The sequence below is a fragment of the Azospirillum sp. B510 genome, assembly GCF_000010725.1.
In the GTDB taxonomy this organism is placed as follows: Bacteria; Pseudomonadota; Alphaproteobacteria; order Azospirillales; family Azospirillaceae; genus Azospirillum; species Azospirillum lipoferum_B.
The window spans coordinates 216,823-237,429 of the sequence record NC_013859.1; the positions used below are offsets into that span (position 1 = coordinate 216,823).

The window sequence follows — 20,607 nt, forward strand, 5'->3', positions numbered from 1 at the left end:
GCTCATGTCGCTGCCGCTTGAACCGGATGGCAAATACCAGACCCGGCCCCTGTTGCTGGGCCAACTGGCCTGCGATGTGGTCGGTGCGCTGTCGGCGGTTTTCCGCCGGATTCCGCCGGAGGAGTTTCCGGACCTCCATTGCGCCTGGGGCCGGGCGCGGGTCGGGTCGACCGCGCTCGCGAACCTGTTCGGGATGGTGGGGCTGCCGGCCTATTACCAGCCGGTCAAGGCCGTGCTGCGCAACGCCCTGACCGGAACCCGGCCGGACAGCTGGACGCCCCGCTCCGGCGACGGTCCCCTGTTCATCAAGGATGTCGCCGGGCCCTATCTGATCGCCGAATGCCTGTATGTTCCGCTCGAGATCCTGCTGCAGGCCGGTTACCCGGCCGACCGGCTGCATCTGATCATCCTCGACCGCGACCCGGTGCAGTCGCTGGCCTCCTGGTTGGAGAAATGGTCGGAGAGGGTGTCGCATGACCGGCTGCTGGGCAACTTCATCCTCGCCACGCTCAATGTCATCCGGGTCGAGGCCTGCGCCCGCCGCTGCGGCGTTCCCGTCACCCATTACGTCCATGAGGCGAGCCGCCGGCCCGTCGTTGCGGCGGAGGCCCTGTTCCGGCATCTGGGGCTGGGCGACCGCTTCACCGCCACGGCGGTGACGGACTGGCGGACCATCGACGCCCTGGATGGCGAGACATCCCAGGTGATCTTTCCCGATGAGCCGGACGTCTATCATGTTCCCGGTCTGCACAAGACCGAACCGGAATACCGCTATCGCCATCGCGACACGCAAGGATTGACCGACGCGGATCTCGACCTTCTCGATCGCTTCAGCCTTCCCGAACTCTACCGCAGCTCGGTCAGCCACTGCGCGCAGGATCTGGGGCTGTCCTGGGTCGGCGCGGAGAGGGCAGAGCCGGCCTGCGTCCATTGAGGGCATGCCCGACGCATCCCATTCCGGAATTATCCTGTCACAGAATAGTCTCTTTCATGGATAGTCAGCAATCTTAATAGTCCTGCCCGGACACCCGCTCCCGTCCCGTCCGCCGCACTTCCAAGAGGCTTCGCCATGTTCGCCAGGCTCCGCATCACGCATCGCCTCATGCTGTTCATTCCGGTTCTGGTTCTGGCCTTGGCGTCCATCGTCGGGCTGTGCCTGTCCGTGCTCAGCGACAATCTGATCGACAGCCGCAAGGAAGAGTTGCGACAGATCGTCGCGGTCGCCCGCGGCATGGTCGAATCCTGGCAGGCCAAGGAGAAGGCCGGCCAGTTGACCCGCGAGCAGGCCCAGGCCGCCGCCCGTGACGAGTTGCGGGGGCTGCGCTTCGGCAATGGCGAGTATTTCTTCGCGCATAATTTCGACGGCGTGACCGTCGTCCATGTGAAGACCCAGTTCGAAGGCCAGAACCGCATGGCCTTCAAGGATGCCGACGGCGTCCCGACGGTTCGCTTGCAGGTCGAGGCGGCCAAGCGCGGCGGCGATTTCTTCCAGTACCGCTTCCCGCGTCCCGGCGCGACCGAACCGGTGGACAAGCTCGGCTTCGCCGCCGGCTTCGAGCCGTGGCAATGGGCGATCGGCACCGCGATCTATGTCGACGACATCGAGGCGATCCGCCAGAAGATGCTGACCGAGCTGATCGGCGTCGCGCTGGCGATCCTCGTCGTCGGCTGCGCTCTCGCCTATGGCATCGCCCGCAGCATCAGCCGGCCGCTGCTCGACATGACCGGGCGGATGGACCGGCTGGCCAGCGGCGACCACGGCATCGACATCCCCCATCTCTCCGACCGTCACGAGCTGGGCCGGCTCGCCCGGGCGCTGGAGGTGTTCAAGGGCAATTTGCGGAAGGCCGACACGCTCGCCGCCGAACAGCGGGTGGAGCGGGAGGCCAAGGAGCGCCGGCAGGTGGCGATCGAGCAGTCGCTCACCGACTTCCACGAACGCACCGCCCAGGTGGTGGCCGAGGTGGTCAAGGCGGCGGAGCATGTGCGCTCCCATGCCGGCCAGCTGGCGGACATGGCGAAGGACAGCCGGTCGATGGTGGACGCGGTGAACCATGCCGCCGACGACACCACCGGCAATGTCGAGACCATCGCCGGTGCCGCGGAGGAGCTGTCGGCGGCGGTGGCCGAGGTCAACCATCAGGTCGGCCGTTCCGCCGAGGTGGCGCAGAAGGCGGTCGAGGAGGCGGAGCGGACCAACGTCACCATGCGCGGGCTGACCGAGGCGGCGCGGCGGATCGGCACCATCGTCCAGGTCATCCAGGAGATCGCGACGCAGACCAACCTGCTGGCGCTGAACGCCACCATCGAGGCGGCGCGGGCGGGCGAGGCCGGCAAGGGCTTCGCCGTGGTGGCGAGCGAGGTGAAGACGCTGGCCAACCAGACCACCAAGGCGACGGAGGAAATCCAGACCTATGTCGCCGGCATCCAGGGCGAGACCGAACATGCCGCCGCGGCGATCTCCAGCATCGGCACCATCGTCGCCGACATGCGGGTGATCGCCACCGGCATCGCCTCGGCGATGGAGCAGCAGGGGGTCACCACGCGGGAGATCGCCCGCAACATCGGTCAGGCCGCCGACGGCACCAAGGAGGTCTCCACCAACATCGCCGGTGTCGCCCAAGCCGCCGAGACCACCAGCCAGGCCGCCGGCTCGCTGCATGGAGCGTCGGAGGATCTGCGGCGTCAGGCCACCGCCCTCGACGAGGACGTGACCGGCTTCTTCAAGCGGCTGCGTTCGATCTGACGATCAGCGTTTTCCTCCAGGCCCCCAACCGCGACGAGGGTGAGCCCGATGTCTTTCCGTCCCGACGATACGCAGGGCAGCGGGCCGCATGAGGGTCCGCATGAGGGGAAGCCGGCGCCGCTTCCCCGCCCGCCCGACGTTCATTTCGACGCCGCCCTGCATCTGCGCCTGCTGCTGCGCGTTGACCGCACCGAGACCATCCGGCGCGCCCTGCGCGGGGCGATCCGCGGCGGGGACCGGGTTCTCGACGCCGGTTGCGGCTCGGGCCTGCTGTCCTTCCTGGCGCTGGAGGCCGGTGCCGGGGAGGTGGTGGCGGTCGACCGCGACAATGTCGATCTGGCGCGCGATCTGGCGCGGGCCAACGGCCTGTCCGACCGCATCCGCTTCATCGAAGGCGACCTGAACGCGCTGGCGGAGGGGGGCGGCGACGGGAACGGGTTGGGGCGGTTCGATGCGCTGCTGGCCTTCATCTATGCCAATCACATCATCATCGACGAGCCGCGGTCGCGGCTGGTCTGCGCCCTGCGGCGGCGCTTCGGCGGCGACGGCTGCCGTATGGTGCCCGACCGCGTCCGCTACCTCGCCATTCCCTGCGACTGGCCGGGACTCGATCCGCGGACGGAGCTGGCCGATCTGCGACGGTCGGTCGAGGAGATCGAGACCCGCTATGGCCTGCGGCTCGGGCCGCTGCTCGACGCGGTTGCCGGGCAGATCGGCTTCGAGCGGTCGCGGCCGGACAATTCGGGCGATTACGGCTGGTCGCCGGGGGCCGGCAGCGGCGGCTACCGCCACCGGCGGGCGGGGCGCTTCCTCGGCGACCGGCATCTGGTCGCCGACATCCGTTATGGCGACGGGGCGGCGTTCGACCGGTTGCCATCCACCCTGACGCTGACGGCCGAAGCCGATGGGCTGCTGAACGCCGTGATGTGGGTGCAGGAATTGTGGTTCGGCGACATGCTGATCTGGGTGGCGGACTCTTTCAGCCCGGCCGAAAGTCCGCTGGCGGTGGCCGCCGGAAGCCGGGTGACGGTGCCGCTCGACGAGTCCTGGCGGAGGACCAACCGGATCAGGCCGTCGCGGTGAGGCGGCCTGGATAAGGTGTCACTCCGCCGTGTAGCCCTTGCGCCGCATGCACTGGGCGAAGATTTCCTTGCGGTAGCCATATTGCGGCGTTTCCGGCAGCGGGCGCAGCGGATATCCGCGCAGCCGCATGGCGCTGTCGACCTGCTCGTTGCATTCGTCAAAGGCGACGGTCGGCACGTCCGGGCTGGCCGTCCATTCGCGGTAGGAGGGCGGGCCGCCGCAGCCGGACAGCAGGGCCAGGACGGACAGGAGGGCCGGTACCGGCATCGCCGGTCCGATCCGCGGGCGGTCGCTGTTGGAACCGGTCATGGCGTGTCGCGCGCTCCTTTTTCGCCTCCGATTTGACGCTACCACGGCCGGGGCTTTCCGATCCATTTTCGCGCGCTATTTTCGGGAACGCGCTTTTTCGGCAACGCTGCGCGGCGGACATCGCAGGGGCACGAAAATCGCCGCCGGGAAAGCGACGCAATCTGGTAACACGATGCTGGCCCGCCGATCGGTGGCGGAAATGTCGTGGCTTCCGAAAGCGGTCTGGCGTCACGGACGGAGGGGAAAGGCGATGTCGGGGTTCGCGCGGCGGGCGCATGGTGGCGCCGCGATTGCGGCTGTGATGGTTGTGTCGGCTCTGACGGTGGGAACGCCCGGTTCGGCCAGGGCGGAAGCGTCGGTCGCCGACATCCAGTGGGCGCAGACCATCCTGAAGGACAAGGGCTATAACATCGGTGGCCGGGCCAAGGGCCAGATGACACCGGAAACCCGCTCCGCCCTCAGCGCCTATCAGAAGTCGGCCGGCCTGCCCGCCACCGGCAACCTCGATCAGGCCACCATCAACAAGATGATGAGCGAGCGCGAGAGCAAGGCCGCGCCGACCATGGGCAGCCTGTCCAAGAGCCAGGTCGGTCAGACCCGCCACGAGAAGGAGGTCGCACCGCGCGCGGCCCCGACCGGCCGGGTCGAATCCGGCAACGAGAGCGTCGGCGGAATGGCCGAATTCGGGGGCGCCCCGGTGTCGTCCTCCTCCTCCTCCTCCGCATCGTCTTCGGCCAGCCCAAGCGTACCCGCCGCGCGGCCGACAGCCTCCGCGCCGGCTTCGGGTGCGGCCACCTCCGGTTCCGCGCCGCGCCCGTCGGCCAGTGCGTCGGCCAGTTCGTCGGAGGGCCCTGTTCCCCAGGCGGCCCCCCGCGGGGCGGTGTCGGCGACCACGGCCGACGGCAAGCCGGCTCCGGTGGAGGAGCCGGCGGCGGTCGGAGCAGGCCCCGCGATCTGGCAATCCAACGCGGCGCGCGCCGGTGTCGCCGGGCTGATCGCGGCGACGCTGGGCGGCATCGGCTTCGCCTGGTGGCGCAGCGGACGGGGTGTCGATCCGCTCGGCCGGGCGCCGGCCGGCGACGATGACCGGCCGCGCGAGAACCGCGTCGAGCCGAGCTTCGGCTCCCCCCGCCGGCGGGAGGAGCTGACCACCGGACCACGGCTGGGTGCTGGGGCACGGCGGCGCTAGGCGCCGCCCGGCTTACCTCGGTTCCCGGTCACATCATCATCGGACAGCCGCCCCCGCCGCAGCCGCCGGGGACGCAGGCGGGGGTCGGAGCCGGCTGGGCCTTGCCGACGCGCGGCGCCATGATCGCCTTGGCGACCTCGGTGCCGCCACAGGACGGGCAGGGGATGCCGGCGGCCTTCTTCGCGTCGTAGTCGGCCATATTGTCGAACCACTGGTCGAAATCATGGCCGCAGGCGCAATGCAGGGCGTAGACGATCATTACGGAGCCTCGAAAAGCGGAATACCGACCGCTCTTCTAGCCAGGCCCGCGCCGCCTTGCCAGGATCTGCATCAATTGGCGAGGCCGGCGCCGCTTCGGTTCACAGCGCCTTGATCTGCATCTTGATCGGACCGTCCGCCCGGCCATGGACGAACTGGTCGACATAGGCGTTGCCGGAATTGTCGATATCGCGGGCGTGGCCGGTCCAGATGATCCGGCCCTGATAGATCATGGCGATGCGGTCGGCGATCTTGCGGGCCGAGGCCATGTCGTGGGTGATGGTGACGGCGGTGGCGCCGAGATCCTTCACGCACTGCACGATCAGCTCGTTGATGACGTCGGCCATGATCGGGTCGAGGCCGGTCGTCGGCTCGTCGAAGAAGATGATCTCCGGCTCGTCGGCGATGGCGCGGGCGAGGCCGACGCGCTTCTGCATGCCGCCCGACAGTTCGGCCGGCGACAGTTCGGCCACGTCGGGGCCGAGGCCGACGGCGCCCAGCTTGGCGACGGCGATCTCCTTGGCCTGGGCCCGCGGCATATGCTCGCCCTGGATCAGGCCGAAGGCGACATTCTCCCACACCGTCAGGCTGTCGAACAGGGCGGCGCCCTGGAACAGCATGCCGAACTTGTGCAGCAGCTTCTCGCGCTCGCGCGCGCGCAGCCGGGTCGTCTCGACGCCATCGACCTGGATCGAGCCGGAATCGGGGGACAGCAGGCCGAGGATGCTTTTCAGCATCACCGACTTGCCGGTGCCCGATCCGCCGATGACCACCAGCGACTCGCCCTTGGCGACCTCCAGGTCGATGCCGTTCAGCACCTTCTTCGGACCGAAATGCTTGGTGACGCCCTTGAGCGCGATCTTCGGGACAGAGGTCATGCGATGGCGCTCACTTGGTCGAGAAGAAGAGGCCGGTGATCAGGTAGTTCCACACCAGGATCATGATCGAGGCCGACACCACGGCGTTGGTGGTCGCAGCACCGACGCCCTGGGCGCCGCCCTTGGAGTGGTAGCCGTGGTAGCAGCCCATCAGCGCGATCAGGAAACCGAAGATCGCCGCCTTGACCAGACCGGAGATGACGTCGACCGGTTGCAGGAATTCCCAGGTGCGGTTGATGTAGCTGGCGGCGTTGAAGTCCAGCCGGTAGACGCCGACCAGGAAGCCGCCGAACACGCCGATGATGTCGGCGACGACCACCAGAAGCGGCACCATGGTCAGCCCGGCGATCAGGCGCGGCGCCACCAGATATTTGTAGGGGTTGGTCGACAGGGTCGACAGCGCGTCGATCTGCTCGGTCACCCGCATGGTGCCGATCTCCGCCGCCATGGCGGCGCCGATGCGTCCCGCCACCATCAGGCCGGCCAGCACCGGCCCCAATTCGCGCGTGATCGACAGCACGACGACGGTGGCGATGGCGCCCTCCGCCTGGAAGCGGGAGAAGCCGCTGTAGCTTTGCAGGGCCAGCACCATGCCGGTGAACAGCGCCGTCAGCCCGACCACCGGCAGCGAGTAATAGCCGATGTCGATCATCTGCCGCAGGATCTGGCGTGGATAGAGCGGCGGGCGCACGCAGTGCGACAGGGCGGATCCGGTGAACAGGGCGAGGCGGCCGGTCGCTTCCAGGAAGATCAGGAAGGCCCGGCCGGTGGCGGCGAGGAAACCCATCAGTCGGCCCGCATCCTTGGTTTGAATCTCATTTGGGCGAAGCGGTCATAGCACCGATGAGCGTCGCGGTCATCCTTGGACTTCGCGGGGGACTTCGCAGGGGGAGGGGCGTGGCGTCGCCCCCTCCCGCCCCGGAAGAGGGACTTCAAAGTCACGCCCCGACATAAACCCGGTGATAGCGGCGGCCGAGCGAGGTCATGATCTCGTAGCCGATGGTGCCGGCCTCTTCCGCCACCCGGTCGACCGGGCGGTTGGGGCCGATCAGCTCGACCATCCGGCCGGCATGGGCCACCGACTCCGGCAGGCCGGTGACGTCGATGGTGATCAGGTCCATGGAGATGCGTCCGACGATCGGCGCGGCGACGCCGTCGACGAAGACATGCCCCTTGCCGCCGAGCGACCGCATGTAGCCGTCGGCATAGCCGATGCCGATGGTGGCGATCCGCACCGGGCCGGTGACTTTATGGGCGGCGGCATAGCCGACGGTCATCGGGGAGGCGCAGTTGCGCACCTGAAGCAGCCTCGCATCCAGCCGCACGGTGCCGCGCATCGGGTTGGGCAGTCGCGGCGTCGGGTTGACGCCGTAAAGGGCGCAGCCCGGCCGGGCGAGGTCGAAGTGATAATCCTTGCCATGGAAGATGCCCGACGAGTTGGCGAAGCTGGCCTTCGCCTTCGGCAGCCGGGCCAGGGCGTCGCGGAAACGGTCGAGCTGCTCGCCGTTCATCGGATTGTCGAAATCCTCGGCACAGGCGAGGTGGGTCATCCAATAGCGGACATCGATCCCCTCCAGCCATTCCGGATGGGCGGCGAGGTCGTCCAGCTCGTCGGGGCCGAGGCCCAGGCGGTTCATGCCGGTGTCGATGTGGACCACCGCCGGCAGAACCTCTCCCCGCGAGGCGGCGAAGGCCCGCCAGGAGGCGATCCCGCTCAGATGGTTCAACACCGGCAGGATGCGGTTGGCGAGGAACTCCCCTTCGCAGCCCGGCGGCATACCGCCCAGCGAGAAGACCTGGGCCTGGGGAGCCACCGGCTCCAGCGCCCGGCGGACGGCCAGCGCCTCCTCGAACTGGGCGACGACGAAGGTCCGGCAGCCGGCGGCGGCCAGCGCCGGCACTACCCGCGCGACCCCGAGGCCATAGGCGTCGGCCTTGACCACGGCGGAGCATTCGGCGGGGGCGACGCGGTCGCGCAGTTGGGCCCAGTTGGCGACAACGGCGCCCAGATCCACGGTGAGGAAGGAATCGGCGCGCGGGGTCAGGTCGCTCGTCACGTTGGTCACTCGTCGCTCTGGTGGTGTTGGTCGAGATCGCCGAACTTGGTGAACTGGCCGTCGAAGTAGAGACGGACGGTGCCGATCGGACCGTGACGCTGCTTGGCGATGATCACCTCGGCGGTGTTGTGCACCTCGCCCAGGCGCTGCTGCCAGCGCTGGTAACGGTCGTTGAACTTGTCGTCGCTCTCGTCGGGCCGGCGCGAGGGCTCGGCGCGCTCAAGATAATATTGTTCGCGGAAAACGAACATCACGACGTCGGCGTCCTGCTCGATCGAGCCCGATTCGCGCAGGTCGGCCAGTTGCGGGCGCTTGTCCTCGCGCAGCTCCACCGCGCGGCTCAGCTGCGACAGCGCCACCACCGGCACGTCCAGCTCCTTGGCGATGGCCTTCAGGCCGCGGGTGATCTCCGAGATTTCCTGCACCCGGTTCTCCGACCCGCGCGACGACGAGCCGCGCAGAAGCTGGAGGTAATCGACCACCACCATGCTGAGGCCGGACGTGCGCTTCAGCCGGCGGCAGCGCGTGCGCACCGCGGCGACCGACAGCGCCGGCGTGTCGTCGACATAAAAGGGGCAGCGGGCCAAATCCTGGCTGGCCTGGACGAATTTCGGGAAGTCGGTGTCGCGGATCTCGCCGCGGCGGATCTTGTCGCCCGGCACCTGCACCTCGTCGGCGAGGATACGGGTGGCGAGCTGTTCCGCCGACATTTCCAGCGAGAAGAAGCCGACGACGCCGCCTTCCTGGCCGGAGGAGCGCATGTGCGCCTTGGCGGCGTTGAAGGCGATGTTGGTGGCGAGCGCCGTCTTGCCCATCGACGGGCGTCCGGCGAGGATGATCAGGTCCGACGGGTGCAGGCCGCCCAGCTTGCGGTCGATGTCGATCAGGCCGGTGGTGACGCCGGTGACGTGGCTGGAGCGGCGGAAGGCCACCTCCGCCGTGGCGATGGCGTGCTTGACCGACTCGCCGAACGCCACGAAGCCGCCCTGGACGTCGCCGGTGGAGGCGAGATCGAACAGCTGCTTCTCCGCCTCGCCGATCTGGTCGAGCGCCGTGACGTCGAGGTCGTGGCGGTACGCCTCGTTCACCATGTCGGTGCCGACCTCGATCAGCTGCCGGCGGATGAACAGGTCGTGGATGGTCTTGCCGTAATCGGCGGCGTTCACCACCGTCACCACATTGGCCGCCAGCTCGGCCAGATAGGCGCTGCCGCCCTCCACCGCCAGTTCGGGGTCGTTGTCGAACAGCGACTTCAGCGTCACCGGATTGGCGATCTGGCCGCGGTCGATCATCTTGTTGATGGCGGCGAAGATGCGCTGGTGGGCCGGGTCGTAGAAATGCTCCGGCCGCAGGAACTCGCCGACCTTCTCATAGGCCTTGTTGTTGACCAGGATCGCGCCCAGCAGCGCCTGCTCCGCCTCCTCGTTGTTGGGGGGCGTGCGGTATTCCGCCGTCGGCTTGACCGCGGATGAGGGGCGGGGATCGAACAGCGAGGAGGTCTGGTTGCTCATGGCGGAACACAATAGCAGAAACGGAACGGGAACGCTCGGTGAAGGGCGGGGTGCTCTTCACAAAAGCTGTGCACAGAAGTTATCCACAGGCTGGGAAGTCCGGGGATAACCGCGGGAGGGGCCTGATATCGCCTCAAAGCTTCTTCGGTTGGGCCGGGTGGGCGGCGTCCGGCATCGCCTCCAGCGCCGCGAAGACGCCGTCGACATGATCGGCTACGCGGTAGAGGGTGGAGCGGTCGATACGGGCGAAGCCCTGGGCGACCATATGGTCGATCAGGCCGAGCAGCGGACGCCAATAGCCGTCGACGTCGGCGATGACGATCGGCTTGTCATGCAGCTGCAACTGTTTCCAGGTCAGGATCTCGAAGGCCTCGTCCAGCGTGCCCAGGCCGCCTGGCAGGATGACGAAGGCGTCCGACCGCTCCACCATCATGCGCTTGCGGGTGTGCATGCTGTCGACGACATGCAGCTCGGTCAGGCCGGTGTGCTCCACCTCCGCCGACTGGATGTGTTCGGGGATGATGCCGACCACCTCGCCGCCGGCGGCGATGGCGGCATCCGCGGCGATGCCCATCAGCCCGACCCGCCCGCCGCCATAGACCATGCGGATGCCGCGCCGCGCCAGCCCGTCGCCCAGCGCGTGGGCGGCTTCCTTGTGGACATCGGCGACACGGGCGGAGGCGCCGCAATAGACGCAGACGGACGACAGGCTCTTCATCGCGGGTCAACCTTTCTCGCCACCGCCAGCCATCGGGAGCGGGGCCGTAAAAAATCCGGTCGAGGCCATGGAATATCGGGTGGGGGCGGCGCGTCAACAGCGGCACAGGCACCGTTAAGCCATGGCATCATCGGGAGGGAGACCACATGAGCAACCGGGTCGTCAATGTCCTTGCGGCGGCGTCCGTCGCCGGTCTGATGTTCACGCTGTTCGGCATGTCGGCGGGCAGCGCCGGGGCCGCCGATCCGGCGGAACAGGTGAAGGACCGGCAGCAGACCATGAAGAAGCTGGGCGGCGGCATGGGCGCCGTCGCCAAATTCGTCAAGAACGAGGGCGCCACCGCCGAGGACGCGGCCAAGGGGGCGGAGGCCGTGCTGGCGGTCTCGAAGATGGACCCGAAGATGATCTTCCCCGAAGGCACCGCCGTCGGCGTGGCCGACAGCGCCGCCAAGCCGGAGCTGTGGAAGAATTGGCCCGAGGCGCAGAAATACTGGAGCGCCGTCCAGCCGGCGGCCGAGAAGCTGAACGCCGCCATCAAGACCGGCGACCGCGCGCAGATCGCCCAGGCGCTCGGCGCCACCTCCAAGACCTGCGGGAGCTGCCACGAGGATTTCCGCGTCAAGAAGAATTGAGCGATGCGGCGCCTCCTGACCGCCGCCGCGATCCTGCTGCCGCTTGCCGTCGCGGGCGGCGGCGCGCGTGCCGCCGGGGAGACGGACGGCGGCCCGGTGGGCGGCACGATGGGCGGCCCGGTGGAGCGGGGCGCCTACCTCTTCAACGCCGCCGGCTGCCTCGGTTGCCACACCGATGAGAAGGGCGGCGGTCAACCGCTGGCCGGCGGGCGGGCGCTGGTCACGCCCTTCGGCACCTTCCACACCCCCAACATCACGCCGGATCCGCAGACCGGCATCGGCCGCTGGAGCGACGCCGACTTCATCCGCGCCGTCCGCGAGGGGGTACGGCCGGACGGCGCGGCGCTGTTCCCGGCCTTCCCCTATGCCAGCTACACGCGGATGACCGACCGCGACCTGCTGGATCTGAAGGCGTACCTGTTCAGCCGGCCGGCGGTCGCCGCCGCCAACAAGCCGCATGAGCTGTCGCCGCCCTTCTCCTGGCGCTTCCTGCTGCCGGCCTGGCAATGGATGTATCTGACCCCCGGCCCGGTGCCCGATGATCCGGCCCGGCCGGCGGCCTGGAACCGCGGGCGCTACCTGGTCGATGCGCTGGGCCATTGCGCCGAATGCCACAGCCCGCGCGGCCCGCTCGGCGGGTTGGACGCCGACCGCTATCTGGCCGGCAACCCGGACGGCCCCGACGGCGACAAGGTGCCGGGCATCACCGGCGCCACCGCCAAGGGCAAGGGGATCGGCGGCTGGTCGGATGGCGACCTGACGCTGTTCCTGGAGGCCGGCCTGACCCCGGACGGCGACGTCGTCGGCGGGGCGATGGGGGAGGTCGTGCGCAACACCACCTCCAAGCTGACCGCCGACGACCGGGCCGCCATCGCCGCCTATCTGAAGACGGTCGCGGCCAAGGAGTGACGCCGTGATGATCCGAAGGGGCGATCCAGCCCGTTCGGAGGATGCTTTCGCGGCAACGGCGCCATTCTTTTGGGACCTCTCCTTCTGGTATAGTCAGGCATCCTGCCATGGTGGCGGGCGGCCGGATGGGTGTTCAGGTGAAGCGAAACTTGCTGCTCGCCGCGGTGGGCGTGGTGCTGATGGGGGGGGCGGCGCTGGTCGCCCTGTGGCCAGCCGGCAAGCCGGAGGCCGACAAATCCGCCGCGGCGCCGGTGAAGCAGGCATCCGCCCCGGCCCCAACCCTTTCCCCAACCCCTGCCCCGGCTCCGGTTGGGGCGTCCGCCGCGGTGCGGGCTGCGCCACCCGCTGCCGCCCCGGCCAACCCGGCCGTTGTCAACCCAACCGCTGCCAGCCCAACCGCTGCCAGCTCCGCCGCCCCCAGCTTCGACGTGGTGCGGGTGGCGCCGGACGGGGCGACGGTGATCGCCGGCCGCGCGGCTCCCGGCTCGCAGGTGACGGTCACCGATGGCGCCATCCCGGTCGCCTCGGCCAAGGCCGACCAGCGCGGCGAATGGGTGATGCTGCCCGACAAGCCGCTGGCCCCCGGTACCCGCGAACTGAACCTGACCGAAACCCGTCCCGGCGCCGCCGCTCCGGTCCCCGCCGACAAGGTGGTCGTGGTGATGGTGCCGGAACCGGCGGCGAAGACGGCCGGCGCCCCGGCCTCTGCTTCTGCTTCCGCCGCTCCGTCCGCCGCGGTCGCGGTGGCGGTGCCGCGCGAGGGTCTGGCCGGCACGCCGCCGGCCATGGGTGGCAGTTCGGTGTTGCAGGCACCGCCGGTGCCCGACACCGGGGCGCCGGCCCCGCCGGGCGGCGTGTCGGTGGAGACGATGGATTACGATCCCGCCGGCCGGGTGGCTCTGGGCGGGCGGGCGGCGCCCAACAGCGCGGTGCAGCTCTATCTCGACAACATCCTGGTCGGACGGGCGCACAGCGATCCCAAGGGCAACTGGCGCCTGACCCCGGAAAAGCTGATCGATCCCGGCATCTACACCCTGCGCGCCGATCAGGTCACGCTGTCGGGCAAGGTGGTGGCGCGGGCCGAACTGCCGGTCCAGGTCTCCGCCATGCCGGCCGCCACCGACGGCCGCAACGTCGTCGTCCAGCCCGGCAACAGCCTGTGGCGGCTGGCGCGCCGCACCTATGGCGACGGCATGCTCTATACCACCATCTACACCGCCAACCGCGACCAGATCCGCGATCCCGACCTGATCTATCCCGGCCAGATCTTCGCCCTGCCGCAGGTGAACTGAGGGCCGCGGGTGAACCGAGGGGACGGCCCCAATCCGGTGCCTTCGAACCGCCGGCGCCGTCAGCCCGGCGGCGTCCGGCCGATGGCGGCCCAGCCGAGCGGGGCGAGCCGCAGCATTTCCGGCCCCTCGCCGGCCGGATTGGGGTCCAGCGTCACCAGTTCGCGATTCTCGAACCAGGCCCAGCGCGCCACCTCGGCGGTGGTGCCGGGCCAGCCATCGGCCAGACGTTTCAGAATCTCGAGGTCGGCCGCGGCGATGGGGAAACGCGGCTTCGCCACCGCCGGTTTCACCGCCGGTGCGGGGGTCGCCGCGGGCATCGGCGGGGCATCGGCCCCGGCGCGCGCACGGATCCAATCGGTCTGGTAGCCGCGCAGCGCCTGCTCCAGCTCCATGCGCGCCGCCTCCACCGGGCAGCGCAGATAGGCGTCGAGCAGGGTGTGCAGCGTGGTCGTCGCGTCGGTCATGTCCGTCACCAAAGTTCAAGCGGAACGCCCCAACGGGAGCGCCGTCACAGCCATCCCATCCGCCGGAAGCGGACATAGAGCCCCACGCAGACCGTGACGATCACCGCCAGGGCCCCCGGATAGCCGTAGCGCCAGTGAAGCTCCGGCATATGCTCGAAGTTCATGCCGTAGAGGCCGGCGATGGCCGTCGGCACGGCGAGGATGGCGGCCCAGGCGGCCAGCTTGCGCGTCACGTCGTTCTGTCGCGCGGCGGCCAGGATCATACTGGTTTCGAAGGCGAAGGACAGCACCTCGCGCAGCGAGCCGATCTGTTCGTTGACGCGGATCACATGGTCCTGGACGTCGCGGTAATAGGGCCGGATCGCCGGGTCGATCATCGGCAGGTCGAAGCGCTCCAGCCGCGAGCAGACCTCCAGCAACGGCGAGGCGTTGCGGCGCAGCCGCTCCAGGTCGCGGCGCAGCTGGTGGATGCGCTCGATCTCCGCCATGCTGGGCGGACGGGCGATCAGCAGGGCGTCCAGCTCGTCCACCGTGGCGGCCATCTGGTCGAGCACGGGGAAATAGCAGTCCACCACGTAATCCATGATGGTGTAGACGATGAAGTCCTCGCCATGCTTCAGCAGATGCGGCGCGCTTTCCGCCCGAGCCCGCACCGGCGAATAGCTGGTGGATGCGCCGTGCCGCACGGTGACGACATAGCCGCGGCCGGCGAAGACATGGGTCTCGCCCAGAACCAGCTCGCCCTTCTCCAGCCGGGCGGTGCGCAGGACCATGAACAGGCTGTCGCCATAGACGTCCAGCTTGGGGCGCTGATGGGCATGCAGCGCATCCTCCACCGCCAGCTCATGCAGGCCGAACTGGCGTTTGACCTCCATCAGCAGAGGCTCGTCCGGCTCCCACAGCCCGATCCAGACGAAGTGGTTTTCCCTGGCGGCCCAGGCGCCGGCCTCGGCGACCGGCAGGTCGGCGACGCGCCGGCCGTCGCAATAGGCAGCACTCGCCACCACGGGGTTATTGGCGGGGTTATGGGTGGTGCCCTGGGTGGAATGGCGGGAGTCTGTCGGGTCTGGTGGCAGCGTCATGGATGGGAGAACCGGATCAAGGGCGGCGGGTCGGCGCCACTCTAAAGAGGTTCCCCTGCAGCGTCGACCGATCCGCCGCGGCCGTCCGGGCTGACCGGCCGCCCCATGCGTTGTCTGTGCCAGGGGCCGGCCTGGGCGGAGGAGAGCGGGGCGATGTTCCAATCGGTGACGCGCTGGATGTATGTGCTGGCGGCGGCGACGCTCAGCCTGTTCGCCCTGCTGTTTGTCGGCCTGTCCGTCGTGACGGTGGTGGAAGGCGTGGCGGCGCTCGACGGCGGCGCCCTGACCGCCGCCATGCTCGACGGGGTGGGGATGATCGTGCTGGCCATCGCCGTGTTCGAGATCGCCAAATATCTCTACGAGGAGGAGATCGTCCGCGAGCGCGAGCTGCGCCGCGCCGACGAGGCCCGCCGCACCCTGACCAAGTTCCTGACCACCATCATCATCGCCGCCAGCCTGGAGGGACTGGTGCTGGTGTTCGAGGCGCGCACCGGCGAGATCGCCGCGATGATCTATCCGGTGATGCTGCTGGGGGTGGTGGTGTCGATGGTGGTCGGGTTGGGCGCCTTCCAATGGCTCGCCCGCAAGGCGGAGAGCATTCCGGTCGATCCCCAGTCATCCGAGGCGGACGAGGCCGACGGAGATCGGGACTGACGGGGTGACAGGGCGGGAGGGAGGGGACCCGGCTGTCCGCCTTTCGCCATGGTTGACCGCCCCGCGCCGGCTGCGCCAAGCTTGTTGCCGTCGAAAGTGGCAAAGGGGGATGGGCTATGGCCCGCAATACGGGCGGCCGGGAAGAGAGCTTCCATACCGGTGTCTGCGGTTTTCCGGAATCGGCCGACGCCGCGCGCCGTCTGGCCGCGGCACTGGGCATTCCCTGCCACATCGCCGAGCTTCACCGCTTTCCCGATGGGGAAAGTCTGGTCCGTCTGCCGGAGCCGGTGGAACGCGCCATCGTCTACCGATCGCTCGACCGGCCGAACGACAAGCTGGTCGAATTGACGCTCGCCGCCTCCGTCCTGCGGCGCCAGGGGGCGACCGACCTCTGCCTGGTGGCGCCCTATATGGCCTATATGCGGCAGGATGCCATCTTCAGGCCGGGCGAACCGGTCAGCCAGACGGTGGTCGGTGACTGGCTCGGCCGCTGTTTCGACCGTTTCGTCTGCGTCGAGCCGCATCTGCACCGCACCCACAGGCTGGACGAGGTGTTCGTCGGCCGCCCCTCCGTCGCGCTGAGCGGAGCGGCGCCGATCGCCGATCATCTGCGGGCCGCCGGCGTGACACCCGACACCGTCATCGTCGGGCCCGACGAGGAATCCGCTCCGCTGGTCGAGGCGGTGGCCGGACCGCTGGGCCTGACCGGCATCGTCGGGCGCAAGGAGCGGCGCGGCGACCGTGACGTGACGGTGGCGCTGCCCCCGGACGCGCCGATCCATGGCCGGCCGGTGGTGATCGTCGACGACGTCATCAGTTCCGGCGAGACGATCTTCTCCTGCGCACGGGCGGCGCGGATTCTCGGGGCCGATGAGCTGCGGGTGTATGGCGTCCATGCCCTGTTCGGAGAGGCCGTCGCCGGCCGGTTCGCGGCGGAGGGGCTTGAACCGCCACTGTCCTGCGACGGCGTGCCGCATCCGACCAACGCCCTGTCGCTGAGCGGTCTGATCGCCGACGCCATACGCTCCCTTTCCGCGGTTTGATGGCTTTCCGGGAGAGGGGCCGAAGGGATGAGGGGGGCCTTTTTCTCCCTCATGCCGGTAGCCCCAGGTTGCCGGGTCCGAAAATTCGGGCCTAGGCTTCAGTCGATCAGAGAACGTGGCGTGAGAAACGGCCATGCGTCGCGAAAACAGCGCGATGGATGAAGACATGCCTGATGGGGCTGCCGGTCGGCGGACGGACGGGTTGGCTTTCGGTCTGGAGCGGGAGGAGCTTGTCCTGCCGGCCGGCTTTGGCCATCCGGCCGATGACCATGGCAATACCGCCCGCATGCTGACCGAGCTGGCGGAGGTGGGGCGTGCGTCCGCCGTGGGATTCTGATCGTCATGCCGGTAATACTAACGTTTGGCATAGGAACTGGTGTAGCCTTGCCGAAGGCGGCTGGTACCGGCGTGCCCGTGCCGATGATGCGCGAGGGTGGGCGCGAGGATGATCCGTTGAGCGGAGGCGTTTGATGTCGAAGGTAACGGACGTCGTGCTTCGGATGGCCCGCAAGCTGACCGATGACATCGCAGCGTTGGGCCGCCTGCGGGCCGCGGGAAAGCCCAAGACCTTTCCCCGCTTCCGCGAAATCCGCGCGGCCTATCTCGATATCCAGGGACTGGTCTTCTCGATCCAGGAAAGGCTGGAGACCGCCGGAAGGGAGCTGCCACCGAACTTCCCGCAATGGGTTCTGCGGCAGAAGTTGAGCGCCATCGCCATCTTCACCGACATCAGCCATTCCTTCGTCAGCGACCCGCCGCTGGCGTTGACCGCCTCGCTGGGGGCCTTCGACGTTCTGGTGGCCGAGCAGAAGGCCTTCAACGAGACGCTGCATACCTTCGATACCATGCTGATGGAAGCCGGCATCGACGACAAGACGGCGGACGAACTGGACGCCACCCGCACCAAGATCGAGCAGATCCTGGGCATGATCGAAAAACTCCTGCTGACCAGTCCGAAGATCCTAGAGGAGTTCTGATGCCGGAAACGGCGGCCGACCCCACCTCGGACAGCACGCCGGCCTCCGGCCCGGACCATGCCTTTCGCCGTATCCTGCGCAATCTGCGCTTGCCGGTCGCCATTCCCGTTCTGGCCCTGGTTGTCGGCGTGGGGTTATCCCTGCTGTTCATGGTCCATTCCGAACGCTTGCTGTACCGGGAAGTGGAGCATCGCTTTGGCACGCGGGTCGAGGAGATCCATGGACAGCTGACGGACCGGCTGCGCGGATACGAACAGGTGGCGCGCGGCGCCGCCTCGCTGATGATGACCTTTCCCGACCTGCACTGGACGCAGTGGAACCGTTTCGTCGAAGCGCTGGACGTGCCGGAGCGTTACCCCGGCATCATCTCCATCGGCTATGCCCGCGCCGTTGCGGCCGATCGGGCCGGCGACCTGGTGGCATCGATGCGGGCGGCCGGCCTCTCGACCTTCCGGATCTGGCCCGAGACGGCCGGAGGAGCGGCCGGGGCGGAGCGGGTGGTCACCCTCTTCAACGCCCCGGTCAACGAGGCGACTGTGCGGCTCATCGGCTTCGACATGGCTTCGGAGGCGAGCAGGCGATCCACCATCGACCGCGCGCGCGACAGCGGCGAGCCGGCGGCCACCCGGGCGATCACGCTGAAGACCGACGAGTTGGCCGGCGCCAAGCCCGCCTTCATCCTGTATCAGGCCACATATCGCGGCGACCCGTTGCCGCCGTCCCTGGAGGCCCGGCGTGCCTCCTTCACCGGAGCGGTACTGACCCCGGTCAGGATAGCCCCGCTGCTGGACGGGCTGATCGACGAGAACCGGCCCGACACCGGGCTGGAGATCTACGATGCGCCGCCGGCCGAGGCTGAAATCCCCCTCTACCGCAGCCGTCGCCCACCGGAGGTCAAGCCCGGCCCGCACCTGATCCGGGAACTGCCGGTCGGCGGGCGGATCTGGACTGTCCGCTACGACAGTCTTCCCAATGGCCGGTTCGGCGCGCATGAGTGGGTGCCGGGAGCGGTCCTGGCCGGCGGTACCGGGCTCAGCATCGCGCTGGCGCTGATCCTGCGGATGGGGTTGGTCACCCATTCCCGCGCGCTCGAACTGGCTGGCGTGATGACGGCGTCGCTCCGCTTGCGGGAGGAGGAACGCCAGCAGCTTCTCACCCAGGCGCCGCTGGGCATCGCGCTGGTCGGCGCCGACGGGGTGCTGATGGAATGCAACCCGGCCTTCGCCGCCGCGGCCGGCCGGCCGCCGCGGGACCTGCTGGGCACCGACGCGCGGCTTCGCTTCGGGGATCAGGCGGCGGTCTTCGCGCTGGAGGCGGCGTTGCAGGGGGAAAGCGGCAAGCTCGAATCCGACCAGCCGCTGGTCCTGGGTGGCCGGCGCAGCCATTTCAGCCTGCATTTCCAGCCGGTCACCTCGGACGGGGTGCTCAAGTTCGTCCTGGCCTTCGCCGAGGACATCGGCGAGAAGCGCCGGGCTGAACAGCACATCCAGTATCTGGCTCATTTCGACGCGCTGACCAGCCTGCCCAACCGGGTGCTGCTCTATGACCGCATCGCCCAGGCCCTGCGCGAGGCACGACGCGACGGCACCAAGGTGGCGGTCCTGTTCATCGATCTCGACCGTTTCAAGATCATCAACGACAGTCTGGGCCACAGCTTCGGCGACGAGGTGTTGCGCTCGGTCGCGCGCCGGTTGCAGGCGGGTTTGCGCGACTCCGACACGGTCGGCCGGCTGGGCGGCGACGAGTTCCTGATCGTCCTGCGCCGGGTGACGGAGCCGGCCGACGCCGCCCGCGTCGCGGAAAAGGTGGTGGCGCATCTGGCCAGCCCCTTCCCGGTCGGCGGCCAGAGTTTCGTGGTGACGCCCAGCATCGGCATCAGCCTCTATCCCGATGACGCCGACGACGCGGAAGAACTGATCCGCTGCGCCGACATCGCCATGTATCATGCCAAGGAACAGGGTCGGAACGGCTTCCGCTTCGTCACCCGGGAGATGGGGGCCAAGTCGCGCGAGCGCATGGATCTGGAAGGCAGTCTGCGCCGGGCCATCCGCGAGGGGCAGCTGTTCCTGGTCTATCAGCCCCAGGTCGACACCCTGACCGGCCGCATCGTCGGGCTGGAGGCGCTGATCCGCTGGCGCCATCCCGAGGAGGGGCTGATCCTGCCCGGCCGTTTCCTGCCGGTGGCGGAGGAGACCGGGCTGGTCGTGGCGATGGGCGACTGGGTGCTGTTCGAGGCTTGCGCCCAGATCCGGCGCTGGCGCCAGCGCTTCGACCTGTCCGTCCCGGTGGCGGTCAACATCTCGGGCGCGCAGTTCCGTGACGGGCAGTTGCCGGCCAAGATCGCCCATGCCCTCGACGTCCACGGGCTGAGCGGGCCGGAACTGGAGATCGAGGTGACGGAAAGCACGCTGATCGGCGATGTCGAGGCGGCGGCGGCGACCCTGATGGCGTTGAAGGAGCGCGGCGTGCTGATCGCGCTGGACGATTTCGGCACCGGCTATTCCAGCCTCAGCTACCTGCATCGCCTGCCGATCGACAAGCTGAAGATCGACCGCTCCTTCATCCGCGACCTGGCGACCGGCGACAGCGACGCGTCCGTTCCGCGCGCCATCGTCGGGCTGGGCCGCAGCCTGGGCCTGTCGGTGATCGCCGAGGGGGTGGAGACCCAGGAGCAGTTGCAGCTTCTGCGCGATCTCGCCTGTGAAAGCTACCAGGGCTTCCTGTTCAGCCGCCCCATTCCGGCGGACGAGGTGGAGCGGCTGTTGGGCGGAAAGACCCTCGCCCCGATGCCGGCGGGCTGAAGCC

General features: G+C 68.7%; 21 protein-coding genes. 12 read left to right on the forward strand and 9 right to left on the reverse strand.

The features are described from left to right. Window positions 1–4 precede the first annotated feature (4 nt). The 3 genes from AZL_RS30945 (at window position 5) to AZL_RS33750 (ending at window position 3,829) form a co-directional block, all read left to right on the forward strand. Complete coding sequence (locus AZL_RS30945) at window positions 5–934, forward strand: sulfotransferase family protein (RefSeq protein ID WP_247894574.1); 930 nt, start codon at window positions 5–7, stop codon at window positions 932–934. A 135-nt stretch (window positions 935–1,069) separates the two neighbouring features. After that, on the forward strand, window positions 1,070–2,746 hold the full coding sequence (locus AZL_RS30950; RefSeq protein ID WP_012978306.1) for a methyl-accepting chemotaxis protein: 1,677 nt from the start codon (window positions 1,070–1,072) through the stop codon (window positions 2,744–2,746). Between the two features lie 48 nt (window positions 2,747–2,794). Next, window positions 2,795–3,829 (forward strand): 50S ribosomal protein L11 methyltransferase, encoded by a 1,035-nt coding sequence (locus AZL_RS33750; protein ID WP_052293822.1) that lies wholly within the window; start codon window positions 2,795–2,797, stop codon window positions 3,827–3,829. Window positions 3,830–3,847: 18 nt separating this feature from the next. On the opposite strand, the gene AZL_RS30960 is transcribed toward AZL_RS33750, so the two are convergent. Continuing rightward, on the reverse strand, window positions 3,848–4,138 hold the full coding sequence (locus AZL_RS30960; protein ID WP_042446596.1) for a hypothetical protein: 291 nt from the start codon (window positions 4,136–4,138) through the stop codon (window positions 3,848–3,850). A 301-nt stretch (window positions 4,139–4,439) separates the two neighbouring features. Between AZL_RS30960 and AZL_RS30965 the strand changes: the two genes are divergently transcribed. Further along, complete coding sequence (locus tag AZL_RS30965) at window positions 4,440–5,327, forward strand: peptidoglycan-binding domain-containing protein (protein WP_247894575.1); 888 nt, start codon at window positions 4,440–4,442, stop codon at window positions 5,325–5,327. Window positions 5,328–5,355: 28 nt separating this feature from the next. Here the strand turns inward: AZL_RS30965 and AZL_RS30970 are convergent, their stop codons facing one another. From AZL_RS30970 to AZL_RS30995, 6 genes are all read right to left on the reverse strand, one after another. Continuing rightward, the gene (locus AZL_RS30970) at window positions 5,356–5,586 is read right to left on the reverse strand and encodes a DUF1178 family protein (RefSeq protein WP_012978309.1); all 231 of its coding nucleotides are present in this window, start codon (window positions 5,584–5,586) and stop codon (window positions 5,356–5,358) included. Between the two features lie 100 nt (window positions 5,587–5,686). Beyond that, window positions 5,687–6,463, reverse strand: coding sequence for an ABC transporter ATP-binding protein (locus AZL_RS30975; RefSeq protein ID WP_012978310.1), 777 nt, complete (start codon window positions 6,461–6,463; stop codon window positions 5,687–5,689). Window positions 6,464–6,473: 10 nt separating this feature from the next. Beyond that, window positions 6,474–7,250, reverse strand: coding sequence for an MlaE family ABC transporter permease (locus AZL_RS30980; RefSeq protein WP_012978311.1), 777 nt, complete (start codon window positions 7,248–7,250; stop codon window positions 6,474–6,476). A 151-nt stretch (window positions 7,251–7,401) separates the two neighbouring features. Further along, on the reverse strand, window positions 7,402–8,529 hold the full coding sequence (gene alr / locus AZL_RS30985; RefSeq protein ID WP_012978312.1) for an alanine racemase: 1,128 nt from the start codon (window positions 8,527–8,529) through the stop codon (window positions 7,402–7,404). Beyond that, window positions 8,526–10,031, reverse strand: a complete 1,506-nt coding sequence (locus AZL_RS30990) for a replicative DNA helicase (RefSeq protein ID WP_012978313.1) — start codon at window positions 10,029–10,031, stop codon at window positions 8,526–8,528. Before AZL_RS30990 ends, alr begins: the two co-directional genes overlap by 4 nt. Window positions 10,032–10,164: 133 nt before the next feature. Further along, window positions 10,165–10,749, reverse strand: a complete 585-nt coding sequence (locus tag AZL_RS30995; RefSeq protein WP_012978314.1) for a TIGR00730 family Rossman fold protein — start codon at window positions 10,747–10,749, stop codon at window positions 10,165–10,167. A gap of 146 nt (window positions 10,750–10,895) precedes the next feature. Between AZL_RS30995 and AZL_RS36465 the strand changes: the two genes are divergently transcribed. From AZL_RS36465 to AZL_RS31010, 3 genes are all read left to right on the forward strand, one after another. Next, window positions 10,896–11,381 carry a c-type cytochrome gene (locus AZL_RS36465; RefSeq protein ID WP_012978315.1) on the forward strand — a complete coding sequence of 162 codons (486 nt, stop codon included), beginning with the start codon at window positions 10,896–10,898 and terminating at the stop codon, window positions 11,379–11,381. A 3-nt stretch (window positions 11,382–11,384) separates the two neighbouring features. After that, window positions 11,385–12,290 (forward strand): c-type cytochrome, encoded by a 906-nt coding sequence (locus AZL_RS31005; RefSeq protein WP_012978316.1) that lies wholly within the window; start codon window positions 11,385–11,387, stop codon window positions 12,288–12,290. A gap of 137 nt (window positions 12,291–12,427) precedes the next feature. Continuing rightward, window positions 12,428–13,582 carry a LysM peptidoglycan-binding domain-containing protein gene (locus tag AZL_RS31010; RefSeq protein ID WP_247894576.1) on the forward strand — a complete coding sequence of 385 codons (1,155 nt, stop codon included), beginning with the start codon at window positions 12,428–12,430 and terminating at the stop codon, window positions 13,580–13,582. A gap of 59 nt (window positions 13,583–13,641) precedes the next feature. Here the strand turns inward: AZL_RS31010 and AZL_RS31015 are convergent, their stop codons facing one another. Further along, a complete protein-coding gene (locus AZL_RS31015) occupies window positions 13,642–14,046 on the reverse strand; it encodes a hypothetical protein (RefSeq protein ID WP_042446606.1) in 405 nt (134 codons plus the stop codon). Between the two features lie 44 nt (window positions 14,047–14,090). After that, a complete protein-coding gene (corA, locus tag AZL_RS31020; RefSeq protein WP_012978318.1) occupies window positions 14,091–15,128 on the reverse strand; it encodes a magnesium/cobalt transporter CorA in 1,038 nt (345 codons plus the stop codon). Window positions 15,129–15,233: 105 nt separating this feature from the next. Between corA and AZL_RS31025 the strand changes: the two genes are divergently transcribed. From AZL_RS31025 to AZL_RS31040, 5 genes are all read left to right on the forward strand, one after another. Then, window positions 15,234–15,782 carry a hypothetical protein gene (locus tag AZL_RS31025; protein ID WP_012978319.1) on the forward strand — a complete coding sequence of 183 codons (549 nt, stop codon included), beginning with the start codon at window positions 15,234–15,236 and terminating at the stop codon, window positions 15,780–15,782. A gap of 116 nt (window positions 15,783–15,898) precedes the next feature. Then, a complete protein-coding gene (gene prs, locus AZL_RS31030) occupies window positions 15,899–16,825 on the forward strand; it encodes a ribose-phosphate diphosphokinase (protein ID WP_012978320.1) in 927 nt (308 codons plus the stop codon). A 166-nt stretch (window positions 16,826–16,991) separates the two neighbouring features. Beyond that, complete coding sequence (locus tag AZL_RS36470; protein WP_158306030.1) at window positions 16,992–17,162, forward strand: hypothetical protein; 171 nt, start codon at window positions 16,992–16,994, stop codon at window positions 17,160–17,162. Window positions 17,163–17,295: 133 nt separating this feature from the next. Further along, window positions 17,296–17,802 carry a hypothetical protein gene (locus AZL_RS31035; protein WP_012978322.1) on the forward strand — a complete coding sequence of 169 codons (507 nt, stop codon included), beginning with the start codon at window positions 17,296–17,298 and terminating at the stop codon, window positions 17,800–17,802. After that, a complete protein-coding gene (locus tag AZL_RS31040) occupies window positions 17,802–20,603 on the forward strand; it encodes a bifunctional diguanylate cyclase/phosphodiesterase (RefSeq protein WP_063828259.1) in 2,802 nt (933 codons plus the stop codon). Before AZL_RS31035 ends, AZL_RS31040 begins: the two co-directional genes overlap by 1 nt. Window positions 20,604–20,607: the final 4 nt, after the last annotated feature.

Excerpts from the sequence above, each read along its gene's own strand:
- AZL_RS30945 (WP_247894574.1), top strand. The coding sequence starts at position 5 with ATGTCGCTGCCGCTTGAACCGGATGGCAAATACCAGACCCGGCCCCTG.
- AZL_RS30950 (WP_012978306.1), top strand. The coding sequence starts at position 1,070 with ATGTTCGCCAGGCTCCGCATCACGCATCGCCTCATGCTGTTCATTCCG.
- AZL_RS33750 (WP_052293822.1), top strand. The coding sequence starts at position 2,795 with ATGTCTTTCCGTCCCGACGATACGCAGGGCAGCGGGCCGCATGAGGGT.
- AZL_RS30960 (WP_042446596.1), bottom strand. The coding sequence starts at position 4,138 with ATGACCGGTTCCAACAGCGACCGCCCGCGGATCGGACCGGCGATGCCG.
- AZL_RS30965 (WP_247894575.1), top strand. The coding sequence starts at position 4,440 with ATGGTTGTGTCGGCTCTGACGGTGGGAACGCCCGGTTCGGCCAGGGCG.
- AZL_RS30970 (WP_012978309.1), bottom strand. The coding sequence starts at position 5,586 with ATGATCGTCTACGCCCTGCATTGCGCCTGCGGCCATGATTTCGACCAG.
- AZL_RS30975 (WP_012978310.1), bottom strand. The coding sequence starts at position 6,463 with ATGACCTCTGTCCCGAAGATCGCGCTCAAGGGCGTCACCAAGCATTTC.
- AZL_RS30980 (WP_012978311.1), bottom strand. The coding sequence starts at position 7,250 with ATGGGTTTCCTCGCCGCCACCGGCCGGGCCTTCCTGATCTTCCTGGAA.
- AZL_RS30990 (WP_012978313.1), bottom strand. The coding sequence starts at position 10,031 with ATGAGCAACCAGACCTCCTCGCTGTTCGATCCCCGCCCCTCATCCGCG.
- AZL_RS30995 (WP_012978314.1), bottom strand. The coding sequence starts at position 10,749 with ATGAAGAGCCTGTCGTCCGTCTGCGTCTATTGCGGCGCCTCCGCCCGT.
- AZL_RS36465 (WP_012978315.1), top strand. The coding sequence starts at position 10,896 with ATGAGCAACCGGGTCGTCAATGTCCTTGCGGCGGCGTCCGTCGCCGGT.
- AZL_RS31005 (WP_012978316.1), top strand. The coding sequence starts at position 11,385 with ATGCGGCGCCTCCTGACCGCCGCCGCGATCCTGCTGCCGCTTGCCGTC.
- AZL_RS31015 (WP_042446606.1), bottom strand. The coding sequence starts at position 14,046 with ATGACCGACGCGACGACCACGCTGCACACCCTGCTCGACGCCTATCTG.
- corA (WP_012978318.1), bottom strand. The coding sequence starts at position 15,128 with ATGACGCTGCCACCAGACCCGACAGACTCCCGCCATTCCACCCAGGGC.
- AZL_RS31025 (WP_012978319.1), top strand. The coding sequence starts at position 15,234 with ATGCGTTGTCTGTGCCAGGGGCCGGCCTGGGCGGAGGAGAGCGGGGCG.
- prs (WP_012978320.1), top strand. The coding sequence starts at position 15,899 with ATGGCCCGCAATACGGGCGGCCGGGAAGAGAGCTTCCATACCGGTGTC.
- AZL_RS36470 (WP_158306030.1), top strand. The coding sequence starts at position 16,992 with ATGCCTGATGGGGCTGCCGGTCGGCGGACGGACGGGTTGGCTTTCGGT.
- AZL_RS31035 (WP_012978322.1), top strand. The coding sequence starts at position 17,296 with ATGTCGAAGGTAACGGACGTCGTGCTTCGGATGGCCCGCAAGCTGACC.
- AZL_RS31040 (WP_063828259.1), top strand. The coding sequence starts at position 17,802 with ATGCCGGAAACGGCGGCCGACCCCACCTCGGACAGCACGCCGGCCTCC.